We start from the raw sequence: 17,088 nt of genomic DNA, 5'->3' as shown, positions 1-17,088 counted from the left end.
CACCCCCCACAAATGGGGATACCGCGATGCCCGGTCGCGTGGGAGCCTCATGGTGAGGTCGAGGAGGGGTTCGCCCCCCTTGCCATGAAGCCCCGGGGAGGGTGGGCGATGTACTGGTCGGCGGAGGAGTTCGTCCTAGTCATCACCGGCCTTCTCTTCCTGGTAGTCGTGGCATCCTCGTTCCTTCCCAGGGTGGAACTCACCCCCATGACCCGCGCGGCGCTTGCCATCGGCGCCGCAGCCTTCATCGGGGCAGCCGCACTCCTGGCAAGGTTCGAGGACGTCCTCTTCCCGCCTTTGGTGTGGTTCACCCCTGTGGTGCCGCTGCTGGCGCTGGTGGTGCTGGTGCGCGACTCTCGCAGGCTTGCCCACGTTCCCAGCGAGCCCGAACCCGTGGTGGTGCGTCGTGCACCCGCCTTCCGCGAACCCCCCACGGACACCGCCGCCACTCGCGCCCTCGCCGCCCGCGCCGTCAACCCGCTGGCGACAGGGGACGAGTTGGCTCGGCTCGCCTGGCGGCATGAGTCCCTGCGCCCTCTCATTGCGGCCAACCCGTCGACGCCGTCGAGCGTCTTGGAATGGTTGTCGAGCCTGGGCGACGCCTCGGTCAGTGCCGCGATCGCGGCTCGCCATGCGATCCCTGCGCCCCGCGTAGTACGGCAGCCCGAGGCCTAGCCAGCTCTCCTTACTGCCCGGGCGCGCAGGCGCCCAGGCCCTACGCCTCCGTGCCGGGCTCGGCGTCGACGGAGCCTTCGTCGTCCGAGCCGCCCGACGCATCGGGCCCCACCCGACCCTCCTGGGGCCCGTCGAGCACCAGGATGCACAGCGCCACCTTGTCGCCGCGGTCCCATGATTGCGCGGAGGGCACCCACGCGGTCCAGGTCGAACCCTCGGGCCCAATCCCGTCCATGCGCGTGGCGCAGGCCTCCAGCGAGCGCTGCGAGATCTCGTCGTCGCCGGGGAAGCGGGCCTCGGCGTACAGGACCTCGCTGATCACCTCGGCCACATGCGCCTTGTCGCAGTCGACGACCGTTGCCCCTCCCACCGCGCCGTCCTCGCCGAGGGTCTCGAGGCACATGCCAGGCACGACGGACATGGCGGCAAAGTCGCCAGTGGCCCGCGCATCGGCCGGTGCGAGGGCGTTGTCCTGCACGCTGAGCGTGACGGACCAGGCAATGCCCCCGAGCAGCGCGACGCCTGCGGCGATGCCGGTCCACGCGGCGATGGTCATGCCGCGGCCGGCCTTGCGCACCATCGTGGGACGACTCGGCTCTGCCGCCGTAGGGCTCGCGCTGGGCGCGATGGAGGGCCGATGCGATGGCGGGGGCTCGTACGAGCCTCCAGGCGGCGCGAACTGGTCACTCATGCCGGGTCGATCTCGAGCACGATCGGGACGTGGTCAGAGGCGCCCTTGCCCTTGCGCTCGTCGCGCTGGATCTCGAGGGCGGTCGCACGGTCGGCGAGCGGGCGCGAGGCCCACATGAAGTCGATCCGCATGCCCTCGTTCTTGGGGAAGCGCAGGGCCTTGTAGTCCCAGAACGTGTACTTGTTGTCGTCGGGCACGAACCGCCTGGACAGTTCCTCGTAGCCGGCGTCCGCGAGGGCTGCGAACGCGGCGCGCGACTCGGCAGTGACGTGGGTCTCGGCCTCGGAGTCCTGCTCGGACCAGATGTCGGTGCTCAGCGGCGCGACGTTGAAGTCGCCCACGAGCGCAGTGGGCTCGTCGGCCCATGCGGCGGCGGCCTCACGAAGCCGGTCGAGGAACGACAGTTTGTAGTCGTAGTGCGGGTCTGCCAGTGCGCGGCCGTTGGGCACGTACAGGCTCCACACTCGGACGCCGCCCGTCACCGCACCGAGCGCGCGAGCTTCGACGACCGGTTCCTGGCCCGGCTTGCCGAACGCAGGCTGCTGCGCGAACGTGGCCTGCACGTCTTCAAGGCCCACGCGCGAGGCGATCGCGACGCCGTTCCACTGGTTGAGCCCGTGGATGGCCAGTTCATACCCGGCAGCCTCAAAGGCCTCGCGGGGAAACTGCTCGGGCTTGCACTTGATCTCTTGCATGGCGAGCACGTCGATGTCGGAGCGGCCCAGCCACTCCACGACACGGTCACAGCGGGCACGGACGGAGTTGACGTTCCAGGTGGCAAGGCGCATGGCCTCAACGCTACCTCCCACCCCTCCGGTCAAATGGATCCATTTGCGTGTGATCGGGCAGGCCGCTTCCCGTCAAATGGATCCATTTGGCTCGTCGGGGGAGGGCCGATGCGCACGCCGGCGCCCGTAGGGTCCTCACCCAGCCCGCGCATCGGCGCGTACGCTGAGCGCATGGCGACCGCACTTATTACTGGCGCGAGCCGCGGCCTTGGCGAGGAGTTTGCGTGGCAGTTGGCCACCGCACGCCACGACGTGGTGTTGGTCTCGCGCGATGCCGATTCCCTTTCCGAACTCGCGCACACGATCCGCGGTGCCGCCGGGGTCAACGTCGAGGTGTTGCCCGCGGACCTGTCGCAGGCCGACGGTGTGGCGAGCGTCGCGCAGCGCCTGGCGGATGAGGACCGCCCTGTGAGCCTGTTGGTCAACAATGCGGGCTACGGGTTGGGCAAGGGGCTGCTGGAGACCACGTGGGAAGAGGAGCAGGCCGCGCTTCACGTGCTGGTCACCGCGCCGCTGCAACTGTCGCAGGCCGCCGCCAAGGCGATGGTGGCGCGCGGACACGGTGCCGTGCTGAACGTCGCGTCCATTGCCGCGCACCTGTCGAACACCACCTATGCCGCGCACAAGCGCTGGGTCGTCGAGTTCACCCAGGCGCTCGCGGGCCAGCTCAAGGGCACGGGAGTGTCGGCGACGGCGGTGCTGCCCGGTCTGGTGCGCACCCACTTCCACGACACCCCCGAGCTAGCGCAGATGCGCGACGATTTCCCCTCGTATCTGTGGCTCGAGCCCGAGCAGGTGGTGGAATCAGCGCTCGCCGCCGTGCGCCGCAAGGCGGTCGTCGTGACGCCGTCGGTGCGCTACGCCGCCGGAGGGTCTCTGCTCAAGATGGCTCCGCGTGCCCTCACCAGGAGAAGCCGGTCGGTCAATCCCGACTGAGCCAGCGCATCGGCCCTCCCCGCCCCCAAAAAAGGAAAATGGATCCATTTGACCGGGTGTGAGGGCTGCCCGAACGAGCCAAATGGATCCATTTGATGGGAAGGGGGGTCGGTAGGATCGGCCCCATGACTTCCGGCACGCCTCGCGAGCAGCTGCGCGACCTCATCAAGGAGCTGGCCGTGGTCCACGGCCGCATCACCCTGGCCTCTGGCAAGGAGGCCGACTACTACGTCGACCTGCGCCGCGTCACGCTTCACCACCGCGCGGCGCCGCTCGTAGGCCACGTGCTGCTCGACCACCTCGAGGTGTCCGGTTACGGGCCCGCTGACGTCGACGCCGTCGGCGGCCTGACCCTGGGCGCGGACCCCGTCGCGACCGCCCTCATGCACGCTGCGGCCAGCCGCGGACTCGACCTTGATTCCTTCGTGGTGCGCAAGGAGAACAAGGCCCACGGCCTGCAGCGGCGCATCGAAGGACCGGACATCGCGGGCCGCACCGTCGTTGCCGTCGAGGACACCTCGACCACCGGCGGCTCGGTGCTCACGGCCGTCGAGGCGATCCGCGAGGCCGGCGCAACCGTCGCCGCGGTGGCCGTCATCGTGGACCGCGACACCGGCGCGCGGGAGAAGATCGAGGCTGAGGGCCTGCCCTACCTGTCGCTGTTTGGCCTGGAAGACCTGGGGTTGTCCTGACCTGAGATCCTTCCCCTTTCGGGAGGGGTTCACCGCGAGTAGGGTGGCGGCATGCTGCGCCACCTGCATGGACGCTGGACGGGCACGTCGGCCTTCGCGGTCGGAGTCATTGTGATGCTGCTGGGCTCTGGCTACGGCTGGGTCCTCGCGCTCGGCGCGGCGATCGCCGCAGCGGGTGCGGCCTTCACCATTGCCGATGCGCTCAAGGCCTCCCGCTTGAGCGACGCGTACCGGACCTTCGCCGAGGCCCAGGGCTGGGAGTACCTCACCTCGACCCCCGAGTACGGGGGTCGTTTTTCTGCCTACCCCTTCGCGTCGGGTATTCGCCGCCGCCAGGAGTCGGTGGTGCGAGGCGAGTTTGGCGGAATCCGCTGCGCGACCTTCGCCCATGTGTACGAGGAACGCACCGACCGCGACCTCGACACCGCCGTCACGGTGGCCCACCAGGTCACGCTCGCGGAGTTGCCGGTGCGGCTGCCGCGCATCGACATCGTGCCCGAGGGCGTGTCGACCACCGTCATGCGCGCCCTCGGCGGCACGGACGTGGACGTCGAGTCTCACGAGTTCAACAAGCTGTGGCGGGTCAAGGCCAGCGATGCCCGGTACGCGCACGCGGTACTGGACGCCCGCATGATCGAGCGCCTGCTCGCCTTCGACGCGCGGGGAACGGCCGTGCGCATTGAGGGTGCGGCGGTCTACACGTGGAGCCTGGGCCGCAAAGAGGTCGATGGCCTCGCGCGCCGCCTCGCGCTCGTGGCCGGCATCGCGCGGCGCATTCCTGCGCACGTGCTGCGCGAATACCGCGAGCAGGGCTTGGGGATGCGTGACGGCATGCCCGAGTCCGCACCGTCCTGGGCCACCGAGCCCGGCGCTCTCACCACCCGGCGCCCCACCGAGTTGGCGGCGCAGGCGGGCTGGTCGCCGCTGGGCGTTGAGCCGCCGTCCCGTGGCGGCCGTGCCGTCCCGCCGGTCTCGCCCAAGGCCAGCATCGCCGATGCGCGTGAGGCCCACGCTCCCACCCCACCCATGACGGGGCCCGCCTGGGCGACGGAGGCGGGGGCGCTCACGCGCCGCCGCTACACGGGCGTGGGGGTGGACGCGGACGGTGACGGCATCGAGGACTGGAAGCAGATGCCCCGTGACGAGGCTCCCCCGCGGGCGCTAGCGTAGGGCCCACTCAGGGACAGTACGAGGGGGTTCGCATCATGGAATGGTTCTTCGCCGCGTTGGGCGTGCTTGTGGTCATCGCGATCGTGTGGGCGATCGCTCAGTACAACGCCATGGTCAAGCTACGCAACCTCGTCGAGGAGTCGTGGCGTCAGATCGACGTCGAACTGCAGCGCAGACACGACCTCATCCCCAACCTGGTGGAGACCGTCAAGGGGTATGCCGCGCACGAGCGGGCCACCCTCGAGGAAGTGACGCTCGCGCGCGACACGGCGGCCGCTCCCGGGGCGAACCGCGTTGAGCAGGCCCGCCAGGAGAACGTGCTGACGGAGGCGCTGGGACGACTGTTCGCCGTCGCCGAGGCGTACCCCGACCTCAAGGCCAACCAGAACTTCTTGCACCTGCAACACGAGCTCACCAACACCGAGGACCGGCTCGCTGCGGGACGGCGCTTCTACAACGCCAACGTGCGCGCGCTCAACACCAAGGTCGAGACCTTCCCCTCCAACCTGGTCGCGTCCACCATGAACATTGGTCGCGAGGACTACTTCGAGGTGGTCGACCCCGGCGCCCGGCAGGCACCGACCGTCAGCTTCTGACCCAGGCGGTCCCGCGGGCCACCGCCGGGGCGGTGTCACACTTATGGCCATGACTGTGATCGGCACGCCCCTGACCCCTCACGCCACCCGCGTGCTCCTGCTGGGCTCGGGAGAATTGGGCAAAGAGGTCGCCATCGAGCTCATGCGGCTCGGCGTCGAGGTGATCGCGGCTGACCGCTATCCCGGGGCCCCCGCGATGCACGTCGCCCATGACTTCCGCGTGCTCGACATGCTCGACGCGGCCGCGCTGCGCGAGGTGATCGCCGAGGTTCGCCCCCACCTGATCGTGCCCGAGATCGAGGCGCTCGCGACCGAGGTGCTGCTCGAGGTCGAGGCCGCGGGCCAGGCGACGGTGACTCCCACCGCGCGGGCGACGCGGCTCACGATGGATCGCGAGGGGATTCGCCGCTTGGCGGCCGAGGACCTTGGCCTGCCCACCTCGCCGTACCTGTTTGTCGACTCGCGTGAGGGTCTCGAGCAGGCTGTCGCGCACCTGGGAACGCCCTGTGTGGTCAAGCCCGTGATGTCCTCGTCGGGCAAGGGCCAGTCGGTCGTGCGTGATCCGGCCGATGCGGCGGCGGCTTGGGAGTACGCGGCGGCTGGGGCTCGCGCGGCCGGCGGCAGGCTCATCGTCGAAGCATTCGTCGACTTCGACTACGAGATCACGCAGCTGACGGTGCGCCACGCGGGCGGGACCACCTTCTTGGCGCCCGTGGGGCATACCCAAGAGGACGGCGACTATCGCGAGTCGTGGCAGCCGCACCCCATGAGCGACGCCGCCCTCGCACGCGCCCGCGAGGTCGCGGGCGCGGTGACCGATGCGCTTGGCGGCTACGGGGTGTTTGGCGTCGAGCTGTTTGTTCGCGGGGACGAGGTGCTGTTCAACGAGGTGTCGCCTCGCCCGCACGACACGGGGCTAGTGACGCTTGCGTCGCAACGGCTCTCCGAGTTTGCGCTCCACGCCCGCGCCATCCTCGGCATCGCGCTGCCCGACGAGGTCGAGGCCGCGCCTGCCGCCTCGTGCGCGGTGCTTGCCGAAGGCTCGGGCGTGCCCGTCATTGCCGGGGTCGACGCGGCACTCGCGGTGCCCGAGTCCGACGTGCGGCTGTTCGGAAAGCCCCGCGTCGAGGGGCGCCGGCGCATTGCCGCGACCGTCGCGCGCGGCGCCAACGTGGACCAGGCGCGCGAGCGGGCCCGGGCGGCCGCCGCAGCGCTGGACGTCACGCTGTCGTGAGCGAGCTAATCGAAGGCGACCTCGCCCCCGAGCACGGCGTGGGTCCGTGGCCCGGCAGTGAATCCGCCTGGCCGGTAGGCGAGCATTTTGACCCCGACCTGCTGCGCGAGGGCGACCGCCGCAACGTCGTGGACCGCTATCGGTATTGGCGGCACGAGGCGATCGTCGCGGACCTCGACGCACTGCGGCACCCGTTCCACATTGCCATCGAGAACTGGCAGCACGACTTCAACATCGGCTCGGTGGTGCGCACCGCCAATGCCTTCGCGGCTCGTGAGGTGCATATCGTGGGCAACCGGCGTTGGAACCGCCGCGGAGCGATGGTGACCGACCGCTACCAGCACGTACGCCACCATCCGACGGTCGAGGAGTTTGTGAACTGGGCGCACGGCGCGGGGCTGCCGGTGATCGGTATCGACAACCTTCCCGGCTCGGTGCCCTTGGAGACGTACGCCTTGCCGCGTGAGTGCGTGCTGGTCTTTGGGCAGGAGTCCGTCGGGCTCACCGACGCGGTCCGGGAGGCCGCCGATGCGACGCTGGCCATCGCGCAGTACGGCTCGACGCGCTCGATCAACGCGGGCGCCGCCGCCGCGATCGCGATGCACGCGTGGGTCTCCCGACACGGCGACATCGCGGCGGGGCACGCCTGAGCCGACTCGGCCCGTCCCGGACCTTGCTTTTCTGTCCGCCGCGACTAGAGTTTTCGGCATGCCGAAAACTCCCCGGTTTCTCGCGAAGTCAGCGGTTCTCGCGAACTCAGCCGCCGCATCGGCCGTCCTGCTGGCGTTGACGGCGTGCAGCTCGAGCGCACCGGACGGCTCCGGCGACCAGGCCGGCGCGAGCGACGGCGACCTGCTGGTGCTGACGACCTTCACGGTGATCGCTGACATGGCGCGCGAGGTGGCCGGCGACGACCTCACGGTCGAGTCGATCACCAAGGAAGGCGCGGAGATCCACGGCTACGAGCCCACTCCGGGGGACATCGCGAAGGCCGCCGAGGCGGACCTCATCCTCGACAACGGGCTGGGGCTTGAGGCATGGTTCGACCAGTTCATTCAGTCCGTCGATGCGCCCCATGTGGACCTGTCGCGCGACATCGAGCCCATCGACATCGCCTCTGACGCCTATGAGGGGCGCCCGAACCCGCACGCGTGGATGAGCCCCTACGTCGCGCAGGCCTACGTGGGAGAGATGATCGGCGCCTTCTCCGAACTCGACCCCGACAACGCCGCCGACTACGCCGCGCGGGGCGAGGCCTACAAGCGCGAACTACGCGAGGTGGGTGACGAACTGCGCGCCGCGATCGAGACCATTCCCGACGCTCAGCGCGTGCTCGTCACCTGCGAAGGGGCGTTCTCGTATCTCGCGCGCGACACGGGGCTGGAGGAGGTCTACATCTGGCCCGTCAACGCCGAGCAGCAGGCGACGCCGCAGCAGATCGCGGCCGCCATCGAGCAGGTCAAGGAGCGCGACGTGCCTGCCGTGTTCTGCGAGTCCACCGTCTCGGACACGGCCATGCAGCAGGTGGTGGAGGCCACCGGCGCGACGTTTGGCGGGACCCTCTACGTGGACTCGCTGTCGACTGCAGACGGCCCCGTGCCCACCTACCTGGACTTGATCAGGCACGATGCGGAGCTGATTGCCGAGTCGCTCACGGGTGGAACGCCGTGACGAACGCTGCCGCCGCATCGGCTGCCCTGGACGTCCAGGGCGTGAGTGTCGCGTACGGCGACGTCCCCGCCCTCGAGGACTGTTCGCTCACGCTCGCGCGCGGGCGCGTCACGGGGCTGATCGGCATGAATGGCTCGGGCAAGTCGACGCTGTTCAAGACGGTGATGGGGGTGGTTCGGCCGCAGTACGGCACCGTGCGGGTCGACGGCGAGGACGCCGCGCGCGCCCGCGCCCGCTCGGCCATCGCGTACGTGCCACAGACGGAGGAGGTCGACTGGGATTTTCCGCTATCCGTGCGCGACGTGGTGATGATGGGCCGTTACGGCTCGATGGGGCCGATGCGCCGGCCGCGTGCCGTGGACCACGCGGCGGTTGACGAGGCACTCGCCAGGGTCGAGCTCACCGACCTGGCCGGTCGCCAGATCGGGCGCTTGTCGGGCGGGCAACGCAAGCGCGCCTTCGTCGCGCGAGGCCTTGCTCAAGGAGCAGGACTGTTGCTGCTCGACGAGCCCTTCGCTGGCGTCGACAAGCGTTCGGAGGCGACGATGGTGACGCTGCTGCGCGAACTCGCCGCCGAGGGTCGCACGCTGCTGGTGTCGACCCACGACCTGCACGCCCTGCCCGCGCTCGCCGACGACGCCATCTTGCTGCTGCGCCGCACTCTCTTTCATGGCTCCGTGGCCGAGGCGCTCGCGCCGGAGAACCTCACCCGTGCGTTCGGCATGGAGTGGGGATCGCAGGAGGGGGCGGCATGAGCATCGTGGACCTGCTCGTCGAGCCGCTCCAGTACGACTTCATGGTGAGGGCGCTCGTGGTGACCGTCATCGCTGCCGCGGTGTGCGCGTTGCTGTCCTGCTGGCTGGTGCTCGTGGGCTGGTCGCTCGTGGGAGACGCGGTGTCCCACGCGGTGCTGCCGGGCGTGGTGCTCGCGTACATCATCGGGGCGCCGTTCGCGCTCGGTGCGCTCGCCTTTGGGTTGCTGGCCGTGGTGCTCATCGGGGTGGTGCGGGGCACCAGTCGGGTCAAGGAAGACGCGGCGATCGGCATCGTGTTTACGACCCTGTTTGCGCTGGGGCTCGTGTTGGTGTCCGTCACCCCCAGCACCACCGACCTCACCCACATCATCTTCGGCAACATCTTGGGGGTGTCCGCATCCGAGTTGTGGCAGATCTGTGTGCTCGCGGCCATCGCGTTCGCCGTGCTGGTGATCAAGCGCCGCGACCTGACGCTGTACGCCTTCGACCCGGTGCACGCCCGTGCCATCGGGCTGTCGCCGCGGGTGCTGGGGTCGATCCTGCTGGGCCTGCTTGCCGTGGTGTCGGTGGTCGCGCTCCAGGTGGTGGGGGTGGTGCTCGTGGTCGCGCTGCTGATCATTCCGGGCGCCACCGCGTACCTGCTGACCGACCGGTTCTCCCGCATGCTGTGGCTCGCTCCGCTGATCTCGTCACTATGCTCGATCCTTGGCATCTACCTCAGCTACTGGCTCGATGCGGCCTCGGGCGGTCTGGTGGTGGTGGTGCAGGGCTGCGTGTTCGCCCTGGTCTACCTCTTCAGCCCGCGCCACGGCCTGCTTGGCAAGTGGCTCACGTCGCGGCGGGGAGCAAGCAAGTGGCAACGGAAAGCACCACGCAGGACTACCTGAAGGCGATCTGGAACGCGGCCGAATGGTCCGACGCTCCCGTCACCGTGAGCGTGCTCGCGTCGCGCCTGGCGCTCGCGCCCTCATCCGTGTCGGAGTTGGTGCGCAAGCTCGCGGACTCCGGGCTCGTCACGCACGTCAAGTACGGCTCCATCTCCCTGACCGATGAGGGCCGGGTCATCGCGCTCGCCACGGTCCGTAAGCACCGGCTGGTCGAGACCTTCCTCGTCGAATACCTCGGGTACGGGTGGGACGAGGTCCACGACGAGGCCGAGGTACTCGAGCACGCCGTGTCCGACGAGTTCGTCGAGCGGCTCGCGCTCAAGCTCGGCTCGCCCACCCACGATCCGCACGGGGACCCGATCCCTGCCGCCGACGGCACCCTGCCCGTCGAACGTCACCTGCCCCTCGACCAGGTGGCTGAAGGCGTCCGAGTGCGCGTCGCTCGCGTGTGGGACGACGACCCCGAGTTGTTGCGCCACCTTGCCGAGGTTTCCCTGCAGATCGGCGCCGAACTGACAGTGCGGGCGCGTCGGGCCGTCGTTGGGGTCATCGAACTCGACGTGAACGGCGCCACCGTGACCTTGGGACTGCCCGCCGCCAGTCAAATCCTCACCGCTCCCGCGTGAGGCGCAGAGCGGGACCAATGGCCCCATGACGTACCCGGGGTACATCTGACAGAATGGACGGCGGTTCCATCCGTCCAAATTCAGGAGTTACCCATGGCTATCGCCACCACCGAGTCATACGCCGCGATGCTTGATGCCGCCAAGGCTGGCGGCTACGCGTTCCCCGCGATCAACATCACCTCGTCGTCCTCCGTCACCGCCGCCATCCAGGGCTTCGCGGAGGCCGAGTCTGACGGCATCATCCAGGTTTCGGTGGGCGGTGGCCAGTACGCTTCCGGCTCCACCATCAAGGACGCCGTCGTCGGTTCGCTCGCGCTCGCGGCCTACGCCCGCGTCGTGGCGGAGAAGTACGGTGTGACCATCGCGCTGCACACCGACCACTGCCACAAGGTCTACCTCGAGGAGTGGCTCAAGCCGCTGCTGAAGATCGAGGCCGAGTCGATCGCCTCGGGCAACGGCCCCATCTTCAACTCGCACATGTGGGACGGCTCGTCCGTGCCGATGGACGAGAACCTCGCGATCGCCGAGGAGCTCCTCGAGCTCTCGCAGGCCGCGCACACGCTGCTCGAGATCGAGATCGGCGTTGTCGGTGGCGAGGAGGACGGCCACTCGGCCGAGGTCAACGACAAGCTCTACTCGACCCCCGAGGACGGCATCGCCACCATCGAGCGTCTGGGCCTTGGCGAGAAGGGCCGTTACCTGACCGCCATGACCTTCGGCAACGTGCACGGCGCGTACAAGCCCGGCGCCGTCAAGCTGCGTCCCGAGATCCTCGGCGACATCCAGTCGGCTGCTGCCGAGAAGTTCGGCAAGGACAAGCCGTTCGACCTGGTCTTCCACGGTGGCTCCGGCTCGACCGCCGAGGAGATCGCGACCGCGGTCAGCCACGGTGTGGTCAAGATGAACATCGACACGGACACCCAGTACGCCTACACGCGTCCCGTGGTCGACCACATGATGAAGAACTACGACGGCGTCCTCAAGGTCGACGGTGAGTGGGGCAACAAGAAGGCCTACGACCCGCGCGCCTGGGGCAAGCTCGCCGAGGCCGGCATGGCCGCTCGCATTGTCGAGGCCTGCGAGCAGCTCGGTTCCGCTGGTAAGAAGATCTAAGTCCGATATTCGGCAGGCGCGAGCCCCGATCGGTCGGACGACTGATCGGGGCTCGCGTACGTCCCGGCCGATGCGCGTGCAGCGCTCGTCAGGACGGAACCAGAGCCCCCGGCAAGGACCGGGGGGAGGGGAGAGGGCACGATGCCCGGAGTGGTGATCGTCGGAGCCCAGTGGGGCGACGAAGGTAAGGGCAAGGCCACCGACGTGCTGGGAAGCCGCGTCGACTATGTGGTGAAGTTCAACGGCGGCAACAATGCCGGTCACACGGTGGTGATTGGCGACCAGAAGTTCGCCCTGCACCTGCTCCCCTCGGGCATTTTGACGCCGGACGTGATTCCCGTGATCGGTAACGGCGTGGTGGTCGACATCTCCGTGCTGTTCCAGGAGATCGATGCGCTCATCGAGCGCGGCGTCGACCCGTCGAAGCTGCTGATCTCGAACGCCGCGCACGTGATTGCCCCGTATGCGCGCACGCTCGACAACGTCTCCGAGCGCTTCCTTGGCAAGCGCAAGATCGGCACGACCGGTCGCGGCATTGGCCCCGCGTACGCGGACAAGATCAACCGTCTTGGCATCCGCATGGGAGACCTGTTCGACGAGCAGCTGCTGCGCGACAAGATCGAGGGTTCGCTCGAGCAGAAGAACCACCTGCTCGTGAAGGTCTACAACCGCCGCGCCATCTCCGTCGACGAGGTCGCGGACGAGCTGCTGCAGTACCGCGACCGCCTCGAGCCGATGGTCACCGACACGGCACTGGTGCTCAACCAGGCGCTCGACCGTGGCGAAACCGTGCTGTTCGAGGGCGGCCAGGCGACCATGCTTGACGTCGACCACGGCACGTACCCGTTCGTCACGTCGTCGTCCGCGACGGCCGGTGGCGCGTGCACCGGATCGGGCGTGGGCCCCACCCGCATCGACTCCGTCATTGGCATCGTGAAGGCTTACACGACCCGCGTGGGCGAGGGGCCCATGCCGACCGAGCTGTTCGACGAGAACGGCGAGTTCCTGGCGCGCGTGGGCCGCGAGTTCGGCACCACCACGGGCCGTCAGCGCCGATGCGGGTGGTACGACGCGGTGATCGCTCGCTACGCGGCACGCATCAACGGGCTCACCGACCTGGTGCTCACCAAGCTCGATGTCCTCACCGGGCTTGAGCAGATTCCCGTGTGCGTGGCCTACGACGTCGATGGTGTGCGCTACGACGAGCTTCCCCAGGACCAGGCGGCCTTTGCCGCGGCGACGCCCGTGTACGAGTACCTGCCCGGTTGGACCGAGGACATCTCGGCGGCCCGCTCCTTCGAGGACCTTCCCCAGACGGCGCAGGACTATGTGCTCGCACTGGAGAAGATCTCGAACTGCCGCATCAGCGCCATTGGCGTGGGCCCCGGCCGCGACGAGATCATCGTCAACCACGACCTGCTGCACGCCCGCGGCGCCTAAGGCGTAGTTTCCCCACTCAGGCTCTGCCGAGCGTCGCGATCCATCGGGTCACGGCATCGGCGGAGCCTGAGCTGTGCCGGTACAGGCGCGCCGACTCGAATGCGCCACCGTGCCACTCGACCGCGACGGCCACAGGCGCCATCGGCTGAGCCGTGTGCGGTCGCTAGACTCGCTCGCGTGAAGGTACTGATCGTCGGCTCAGGAGCCCGCGAGCACGCGCTCGCCCGCTCACTCCACCTTGACCCCAGCGTCACTGAACTGCATGCGGTCCCGGGCAACCCCGGCATCGGCGCGTTGGCGACGCTGCACCAGGGCGACGCGAATGACGGCGCGGCGGTAGCGGCGCTCGCGCGGGAAGTGGGTGCCGACCTGGTCGTCGTCGGGCCCGAGGCTCCGCTGGTCGCTGGCGTCGCGGACGCGGTACGCGAGGCGGGCATCCCCTGCTTTGGTCCCTCCGGCCAGGCCGCGATGCTGGAAGGCTCCAAGGCCTTCGCGAAGGAGATCATGGCGGCCGCGAACGTGCCGACGGCGGCTCCGCGCGTGTGCACCGATGCCGCATCGCTCGCAGCGGCGCTCGGCGAGTTCGGCGCCCCCTACGTGGTCAAGGACGACGGGCTTGCCGCGGGCAAGGGCGTGGTGGTGACCGACAGCCTGCTCGAGGCGACCGCGCACGGCGACGCGATCCTGGGCGCGGGCGGCACGATCGTTGTCGAGGAGTACCTCGACGGCCCCGAGGTGTCCCTGTTTTGCATCTGCGACGGCGAGACCGTGGTCCCGCTGCAGCCCGCCCAAGACTTCAAGCGTGCCTACGACGGCGACGAGGGTCTCAACACAGGCGGCATGGGCGCGTACTCGCCGCTGCCGTGGGCGCCCGAGGGTCTGGTCCAGGAGGTGGTGCGCACCGTCGCCCAGCCCACGGTCGACGAGATGGCCCGCCGCGGCACCCCGTTCCAGGGTGTGCTGTACTGCGGCCTCGCGCTGACCTCGAAGGGCCTGCGGGTCGTCGAGTTCAACGCGCGCTTTGGTGACCCCGAGACGCAATCGGTGCTGGCGCGCCTCGAGACCCCCCTCGCGGGCGTGCTGCTCGCGGCGGCCGAGGGCCGTCTGGCAGAACTTCCCCCGCTCACGTGGAGCGACAACGCCGCCGTGACCGTGGTGCTCGCCGCCCACGGCTACCCCGAGGACGTGCGCAGCGGCGACCCGATCACGGGCACCGCGCAGGCCGAGGAGGTGGCGGGCGCTCACGTGCTGCACGCCGGCACCGCCCTTGACAGCGACGGCGCGCTGGTCGCCTCTGGCGGCCGCGTACTGTGCACCGTCGGCGTGGGTGCCAACCTCAGTGAAGCCAGGGTGACGGCGTACAAAGCCCTCGGGCGCATCGGCCTGGCGGGATCTCACCACCGCAGCGATATCGCGCTCGCCGTCGCGGAAGCCGAGCAGGGCTGATGCCCGGGCACGTCACGCCACCCACGGCGCCCGAGCTCGCCGGCTGGCGCCACGTGTACTCGGGCAAGATTCGCGACCTGTACGAGCCCGTCGAGCCGCACCCACGCGGCGACGTGGTGCTCGTGGTCGCGAGCGACCGGATCAGCGCGTACGACTGGGTGCTGCCCACCGAGATCCCTGGCAAGGGCGGCGTGCTGACCGGCCTGAGCCTGTGGTGGTTCGACCAGGTCGCTCCCATCGTCGCGAACCACACCGTCGAGGCTCCCGTGCCCGCCGAGGTCGAGGGCCGCGCGATGGTGTGCAAGCGCCTGGACATGTTCCCCATCGAATGCGTGGCGCGCGGATACCTGACCGGCTCCGGGCTGGTCGAATACCGCGAGCACGGCACCGTGTGCGGCATCCCGCTGCCCGAGGGTCTCGAGGATGGCTCCAAGCTGCCCGAGCCGATCTTCACGCCGGCCGCGAAGGCGGATGTGGGCGAGCACGACGAGAACATCAGCTTCGAGCAGGTGGTCGAGCGCATCGGGCTCGAGGATGCGACCGCGCTGCGTGACCTCACGCTTGCCGTGTACTCGCGCGCCCACGAACTCGCGGCGACGCGCGGGGTGATTCTCGCGGACACCAAGTTCGAGTTTGGTCGCGACGCGGACGGCGCCATTGTGCTCGCCGACGAGGTCCTCACGCCTGATTCGAGCCGGTTCTGGCCCGCCGACGAGTGGCAGCCGGGCCGCGCTCAGCCCAGCTTCGACAAGCAGTTTGTGCGCGACTGGCTCACCTCGCCCGCCTCTGGCTGGGACAAGGCGTCGGATGTCCCGCCGCCTGCCCTGCCGGAGGACGTCGTGGAGCGCACTCGGCAGCGCTATCTCGAGGCCTACGACCGGCTCGCGAAGAACTGAGCCAGCCGGCGCGTCGGCGCTAAATCCGGGGCGCCTCGCCGTCCGTGTGGTGCTCGTGCCAGTCGAGGTCAACCGGCTTGCCGCCGATGGTCGGCACGCCCCAGCCGAACTTCAACGAGGCGAGGCGGATCGCAAGAATGAGTGCGATGGGCGCCCAGATCACCATGGTGCGATGGACGTCGAGCGCCATGAGCACGCCGTACAGGGTCGCGCCGGCGAGGGCCGCGGTCGCGTAGAACTGGCCGTTGCGCAGCACGTCCGGGACGTCGTTGGCGAGCATGTCGCGGATGATGCCGCCGCCCACGCCGGTGATGACGCCCATGACGGCGGCGGTCCCGATCGAGGCGCCAGCGTCGACCGCGACGCCCGCGCCCACCACGACGAAGACCGCGAGGCCCGCGGAGTCGGTGAGCTGGACAATCCGGTAGCGGTCGAGCCGGTCCGGCGGGTGCCAGCGCGCGATGAGCGCCACGGCCAGGCCCGTCACCGCGCCCACGACCAAGTAGCTGGGGCTTTCCATCCAGAAGACGGGCACGTCGAGAAGGACGTCGCGCAAGGTTCCGCCGCCGACCGCGACCATGCAAGCGAGCACCACTGCGCCCACGATGTCCATGCGCTTGCGCCCGGCGGCCACCGCACCCGAGATCGCGAAGGCGACGGTGCCCGTGTACTCGAGCATCGCGCGCAGGGTCTCCAGCGCCGAGTCGATCAGTTCGGGCGTATCAAGCGTGAGCGAAAGCACGTCGCAAGCGTAATCTCACCCAACGGTTCGCTCGTGCGGGCCGTCATACCTGTGACCTCACCCCCTTCCCGTCAAATGGATCCATTTGACGGGGATTCGCCGGATCCTGACGATGAAAATGGATCCATTTGACGGGGGCGGTCACGGAGAGGGAGGGACGATGCGCGTGTTGAGATCCGCCACCGCCGCGGCTTGCGCTGTGGCGGGCCTGGCCATGGTGGCCGGCTGCGCCGGTTCGGGCACCCATGCTGGCGCGGGTGGGGTGTGGCCCAGCGGGCCGCTGGAATGGGACGCGGAACTCGACCTGGGCTACCCGGGCGAGCAAGAACGAGTGGTGCGCGACGTCACCTACTACCCGGCCTGTGGCAACGAGGTGCTCGACTTCGAGGGCACCGAGTACTTCCCCTACACGCCCGCGGGTCTCGCGACCTTCCCTGACCCGGCCACCGCTGCCGCGCCGCTGGAACTGGACGGGGCGGCGCTGGGCTTTGCGCGCGCATCGGCCCTGCGAGCGGTGGTGGCGCCCGAAGAAGGCGACGACACGGGAACCCTGACCATTTACCAGGGCGGACACGCCTACTGGGTGTCGGACAACGGCGAACTGGACACGTGGCTGACGACCACCGAACTCGTATACCAGTGGGTGTGCTGACACCGCTGGAAAGTGCCTCTATTCACGCGTGCGTGTGACTGCTAGATTTCGGGCGACCCTCACTCTTGGAAAGGAATG

At 69.1% G+C, this 17,088-nt stretch carries 19 protein-coding genes; 16 read left to right on the top strand and 3 right to left on the bottom strand.

Annotated elements, in window-relative coordinates:
• Window positions 1–108: 108 nt before the first annotated feature.
• Complete coding sequence (locus ACK5NO_RS11090; protein WP_416812739.1) at window positions 109–675, top strand: hypothetical protein; 567 nt, start codon at window positions 109–111, stop codon at window positions 673–675.
• Window positions 676–715: 40 nt separating this feature from the next.
• On the opposite strand, the gene ACK5NO_RS11085 is transcribed toward ACK5NO_RS11090, so the two are convergent.
• Both ACK5NO_RS11085 and ACK5NO_RS11080 read right to left on the bottom strand, forming a co-directional pair.
• On the bottom strand, window positions 716–1,366 hold the full coding sequence (locus ACK5NO_RS11085) for a septum formation family protein (RefSeq protein WP_416812738.1): 651 nt from the start codon (window positions 1,364–1,366) through the stop codon (window positions 716–718).
• Window positions 1,363–2,154 (bottom strand): exodeoxyribonuclease III, encoded by a 792-nt coding sequence (locus ACK5NO_RS11080; protein ID WP_416812737.1) that lies wholly within the window; start codon window positions 2,152–2,154, stop codon window positions 1,363–1,365. The genes ACK5NO_RS11085 and ACK5NO_RS11080 overlap by 4 nt, the downstream gene beginning before the upstream one ends.
• 171 nt (window positions 2,155–2,325) lie before the next feature.
• On the opposite strand from ACK5NO_RS11080, the gene ACK5NO_RS11075 reads away from it, so the two are divergent.
• The 14 genes from ACK5NO_RS11075 to ACK5NO_RS11010 all read left to right on the top strand — a co-directional run bounded on the left by ACK5NO_RS11075 (window position 2,326) and on the right by ACK5NO_RS11010 (window position 15,616).
• Window positions 2,326–3,090: an SDR family NAD(P)-dependent oxidoreductase gene (locus tag ACK5NO_RS11075; protein ID WP_416812736.1), complete on the top strand. Its 765-nt coding sequence runs from the start codon at window positions 2,326–2,328 to the stop codon at window positions 3,088–3,090.
• 125 nt (window positions 3,091–3,215) lie between these two features.
• Window positions 3,216–3,782: an orotate phosphoribosyltransferase gene (pyrE, locus tag ACK5NO_RS11070; RefSeq protein ID WP_416812735.1), complete on the top strand. Its 567-nt coding sequence runs from the start codon at window positions 3,216–3,218 to the stop codon at window positions 3,780–3,782.
• A 51-nt stretch (window positions 3,783–3,833) separates the two neighbouring features.
• Window positions 3,834–4,952: a hypothetical protein gene (locus ACK5NO_RS11065; protein ID WP_416812734.1), complete on the top strand. Its 1,119-nt coding sequence runs from the start codon at window positions 3,834–3,836 to the stop codon at window positions 4,950–4,952.
• A gap of 35 nt (window positions 4,953–4,987) precedes the next feature.
• Window positions 4,988–5,548, top strand: a complete 561-nt coding sequence (locus ACK5NO_RS11060; protein WP_416812733.1) for a LemA family protein — start codon at window positions 4,988–4,990, stop codon at window positions 5,546–5,548.
• Window positions 5,549–5,597: 49 nt separating this feature from the next.
• Complete coding sequence (gene purT / locus ACK5NO_RS11055; RefSeq protein WP_416812732.1) at window positions 5,598–6,782, top strand: formate-dependent phosphoribosylglycinamide formyltransferase; 1,185 nt, start codon at window positions 5,598–5,600, stop codon at window positions 6,780–6,782.
• Entirely contained in the window at window positions 6,779–7,432 is a 654-nt protein-coding gene (locus ACK5NO_RS11050) for a TrmH family RNA methyltransferase (RefSeq protein WP_416812731.1), read from the top strand. The genes purT and ACK5NO_RS11050 overlap by 4 nt, the downstream gene beginning before the upstream one ends.
• A gap of 58 nt (window positions 7,433–7,490) precedes the next feature.
• A complete protein-coding gene (locus ACK5NO_RS11045; protein WP_416812730.1) occupies window positions 7,491–8,453 on the top strand; it encodes a metal ABC transporter substrate-binding protein in 963 nt (320 codons plus the stop codon).
• Window positions 8,450–9,208, top strand: coding sequence for a metal ABC transporter ATP-binding protein (locus tag ACK5NO_RS11040; protein ID WP_416812729.1), 759 nt, complete (start codon window positions 8,450–8,452; stop codon window positions 9,206–9,208). The genes ACK5NO_RS11045 and ACK5NO_RS11040 overlap by 4 nt, the downstream gene beginning before the upstream one ends.
• Entirely contained in the window at window positions 9,205–10,095 is an 891-nt protein-coding gene (locus tag ACK5NO_RS11035; protein WP_416812728.1) for a metal ABC transporter permease, read from the top strand. The genes ACK5NO_RS11040 and ACK5NO_RS11035 overlap by 4 nt, the downstream gene beginning before the upstream one ends.
• A complete protein-coding gene (locus ACK5NO_RS11030) occupies window positions 10,062–10,721 on the top strand; it encodes a metal-dependent transcriptional regulator (protein ID WP_416812727.1) in 660 nt (219 codons plus the stop codon). Before ACK5NO_RS11035 ends, ACK5NO_RS11030 begins: the two co-directional genes overlap by 34 nt.
• Window positions 10,722–10,814: 93 nt before the next feature.
• On the top strand, window positions 10,815–11,834 hold the full coding sequence (gene fbaA / locus ACK5NO_RS11025; protein WP_416812726.1) for a class II fructose-bisphosphate aldolase: 1,020 nt from the start codon (window positions 10,815–10,817) through the stop codon (window positions 11,832–11,834).
• A gap of 141 nt (window positions 11,835–11,975) precedes the next feature.
• Window positions 11,976–13,274 (top strand): adenylosuccinate synthase, encoded by a 1,299-nt coding sequence (locus ACK5NO_RS11020; RefSeq protein ID WP_416812725.1) that lies wholly within the window; start codon window positions 11,976–11,978, stop codon window positions 13,272–13,274.
• A gap of 177 nt (window positions 13,275–13,451) precedes the next feature.
• Window positions 13,452–14,720 (top strand): phosphoribosylamine--glycine ligase, encoded by a 1,269-nt coding sequence (gene purD / locus ACK5NO_RS11015; protein ID WP_416812724.1) that lies wholly within the window; start codon window positions 13,452–13,454, stop codon window positions 14,718–14,720.
• Window positions 14,720–15,616, top strand: coding sequence for a phosphoribosylaminoimidazolesuccinocarboxamide synthase (locus ACK5NO_RS11010; protein WP_416812723.1), 897 nt, complete (start codon window positions 14,720–14,722; stop codon window positions 15,614–15,616). The genes purD and ACK5NO_RS11010 overlap by 1 nt, the downstream gene beginning before the upstream one ends.
• A gap of 19 nt (window positions 15,617–15,635) precedes the next feature.
• On the opposite strand, the gene ACK5NO_RS11005 is transcribed toward ACK5NO_RS11010, so the two are convergent.
• Window positions 15,636–16,358: a trimeric intracellular cation channel family protein gene (locus ACK5NO_RS11005; protein ID WP_416812722.1), complete on the bottom strand. Its 723-nt coding sequence runs from the start codon at window positions 16,356–16,358 to the stop codon at window positions 15,636–15,638.
• 160 nt (window positions 16,359–16,518) lie between these two features.
• Between ACK5NO_RS11005 and ACK5NO_RS11000 the strand changes: the two genes are divergently transcribed.
• Window positions 16,519–17,010 (top strand): hypothetical protein, encoded by a 492-nt coding sequence (locus ACK5NO_RS11000; protein ID WP_416812721.1) that lies wholly within the window; start codon window positions 16,519–16,521, stop codon window positions 17,008–17,010.
• The last annotated feature ends 78 nt before the right edge of the window (window positions 17,011–17,088 follow it).

It is taken from the genome of Demequina sp. (assembly GCF_047975725.1).
Classification (GTDB): domain Bacteria; phylum Actinomycetota; class Actinomycetes; order Actinomycetales; family Demequinaceae; genus Demequina.
The sequence above is the reverse complement of the archived record's forward strand: the minus strand, read 5'-3'. Positions and strand labels throughout refer to the sequence as shown.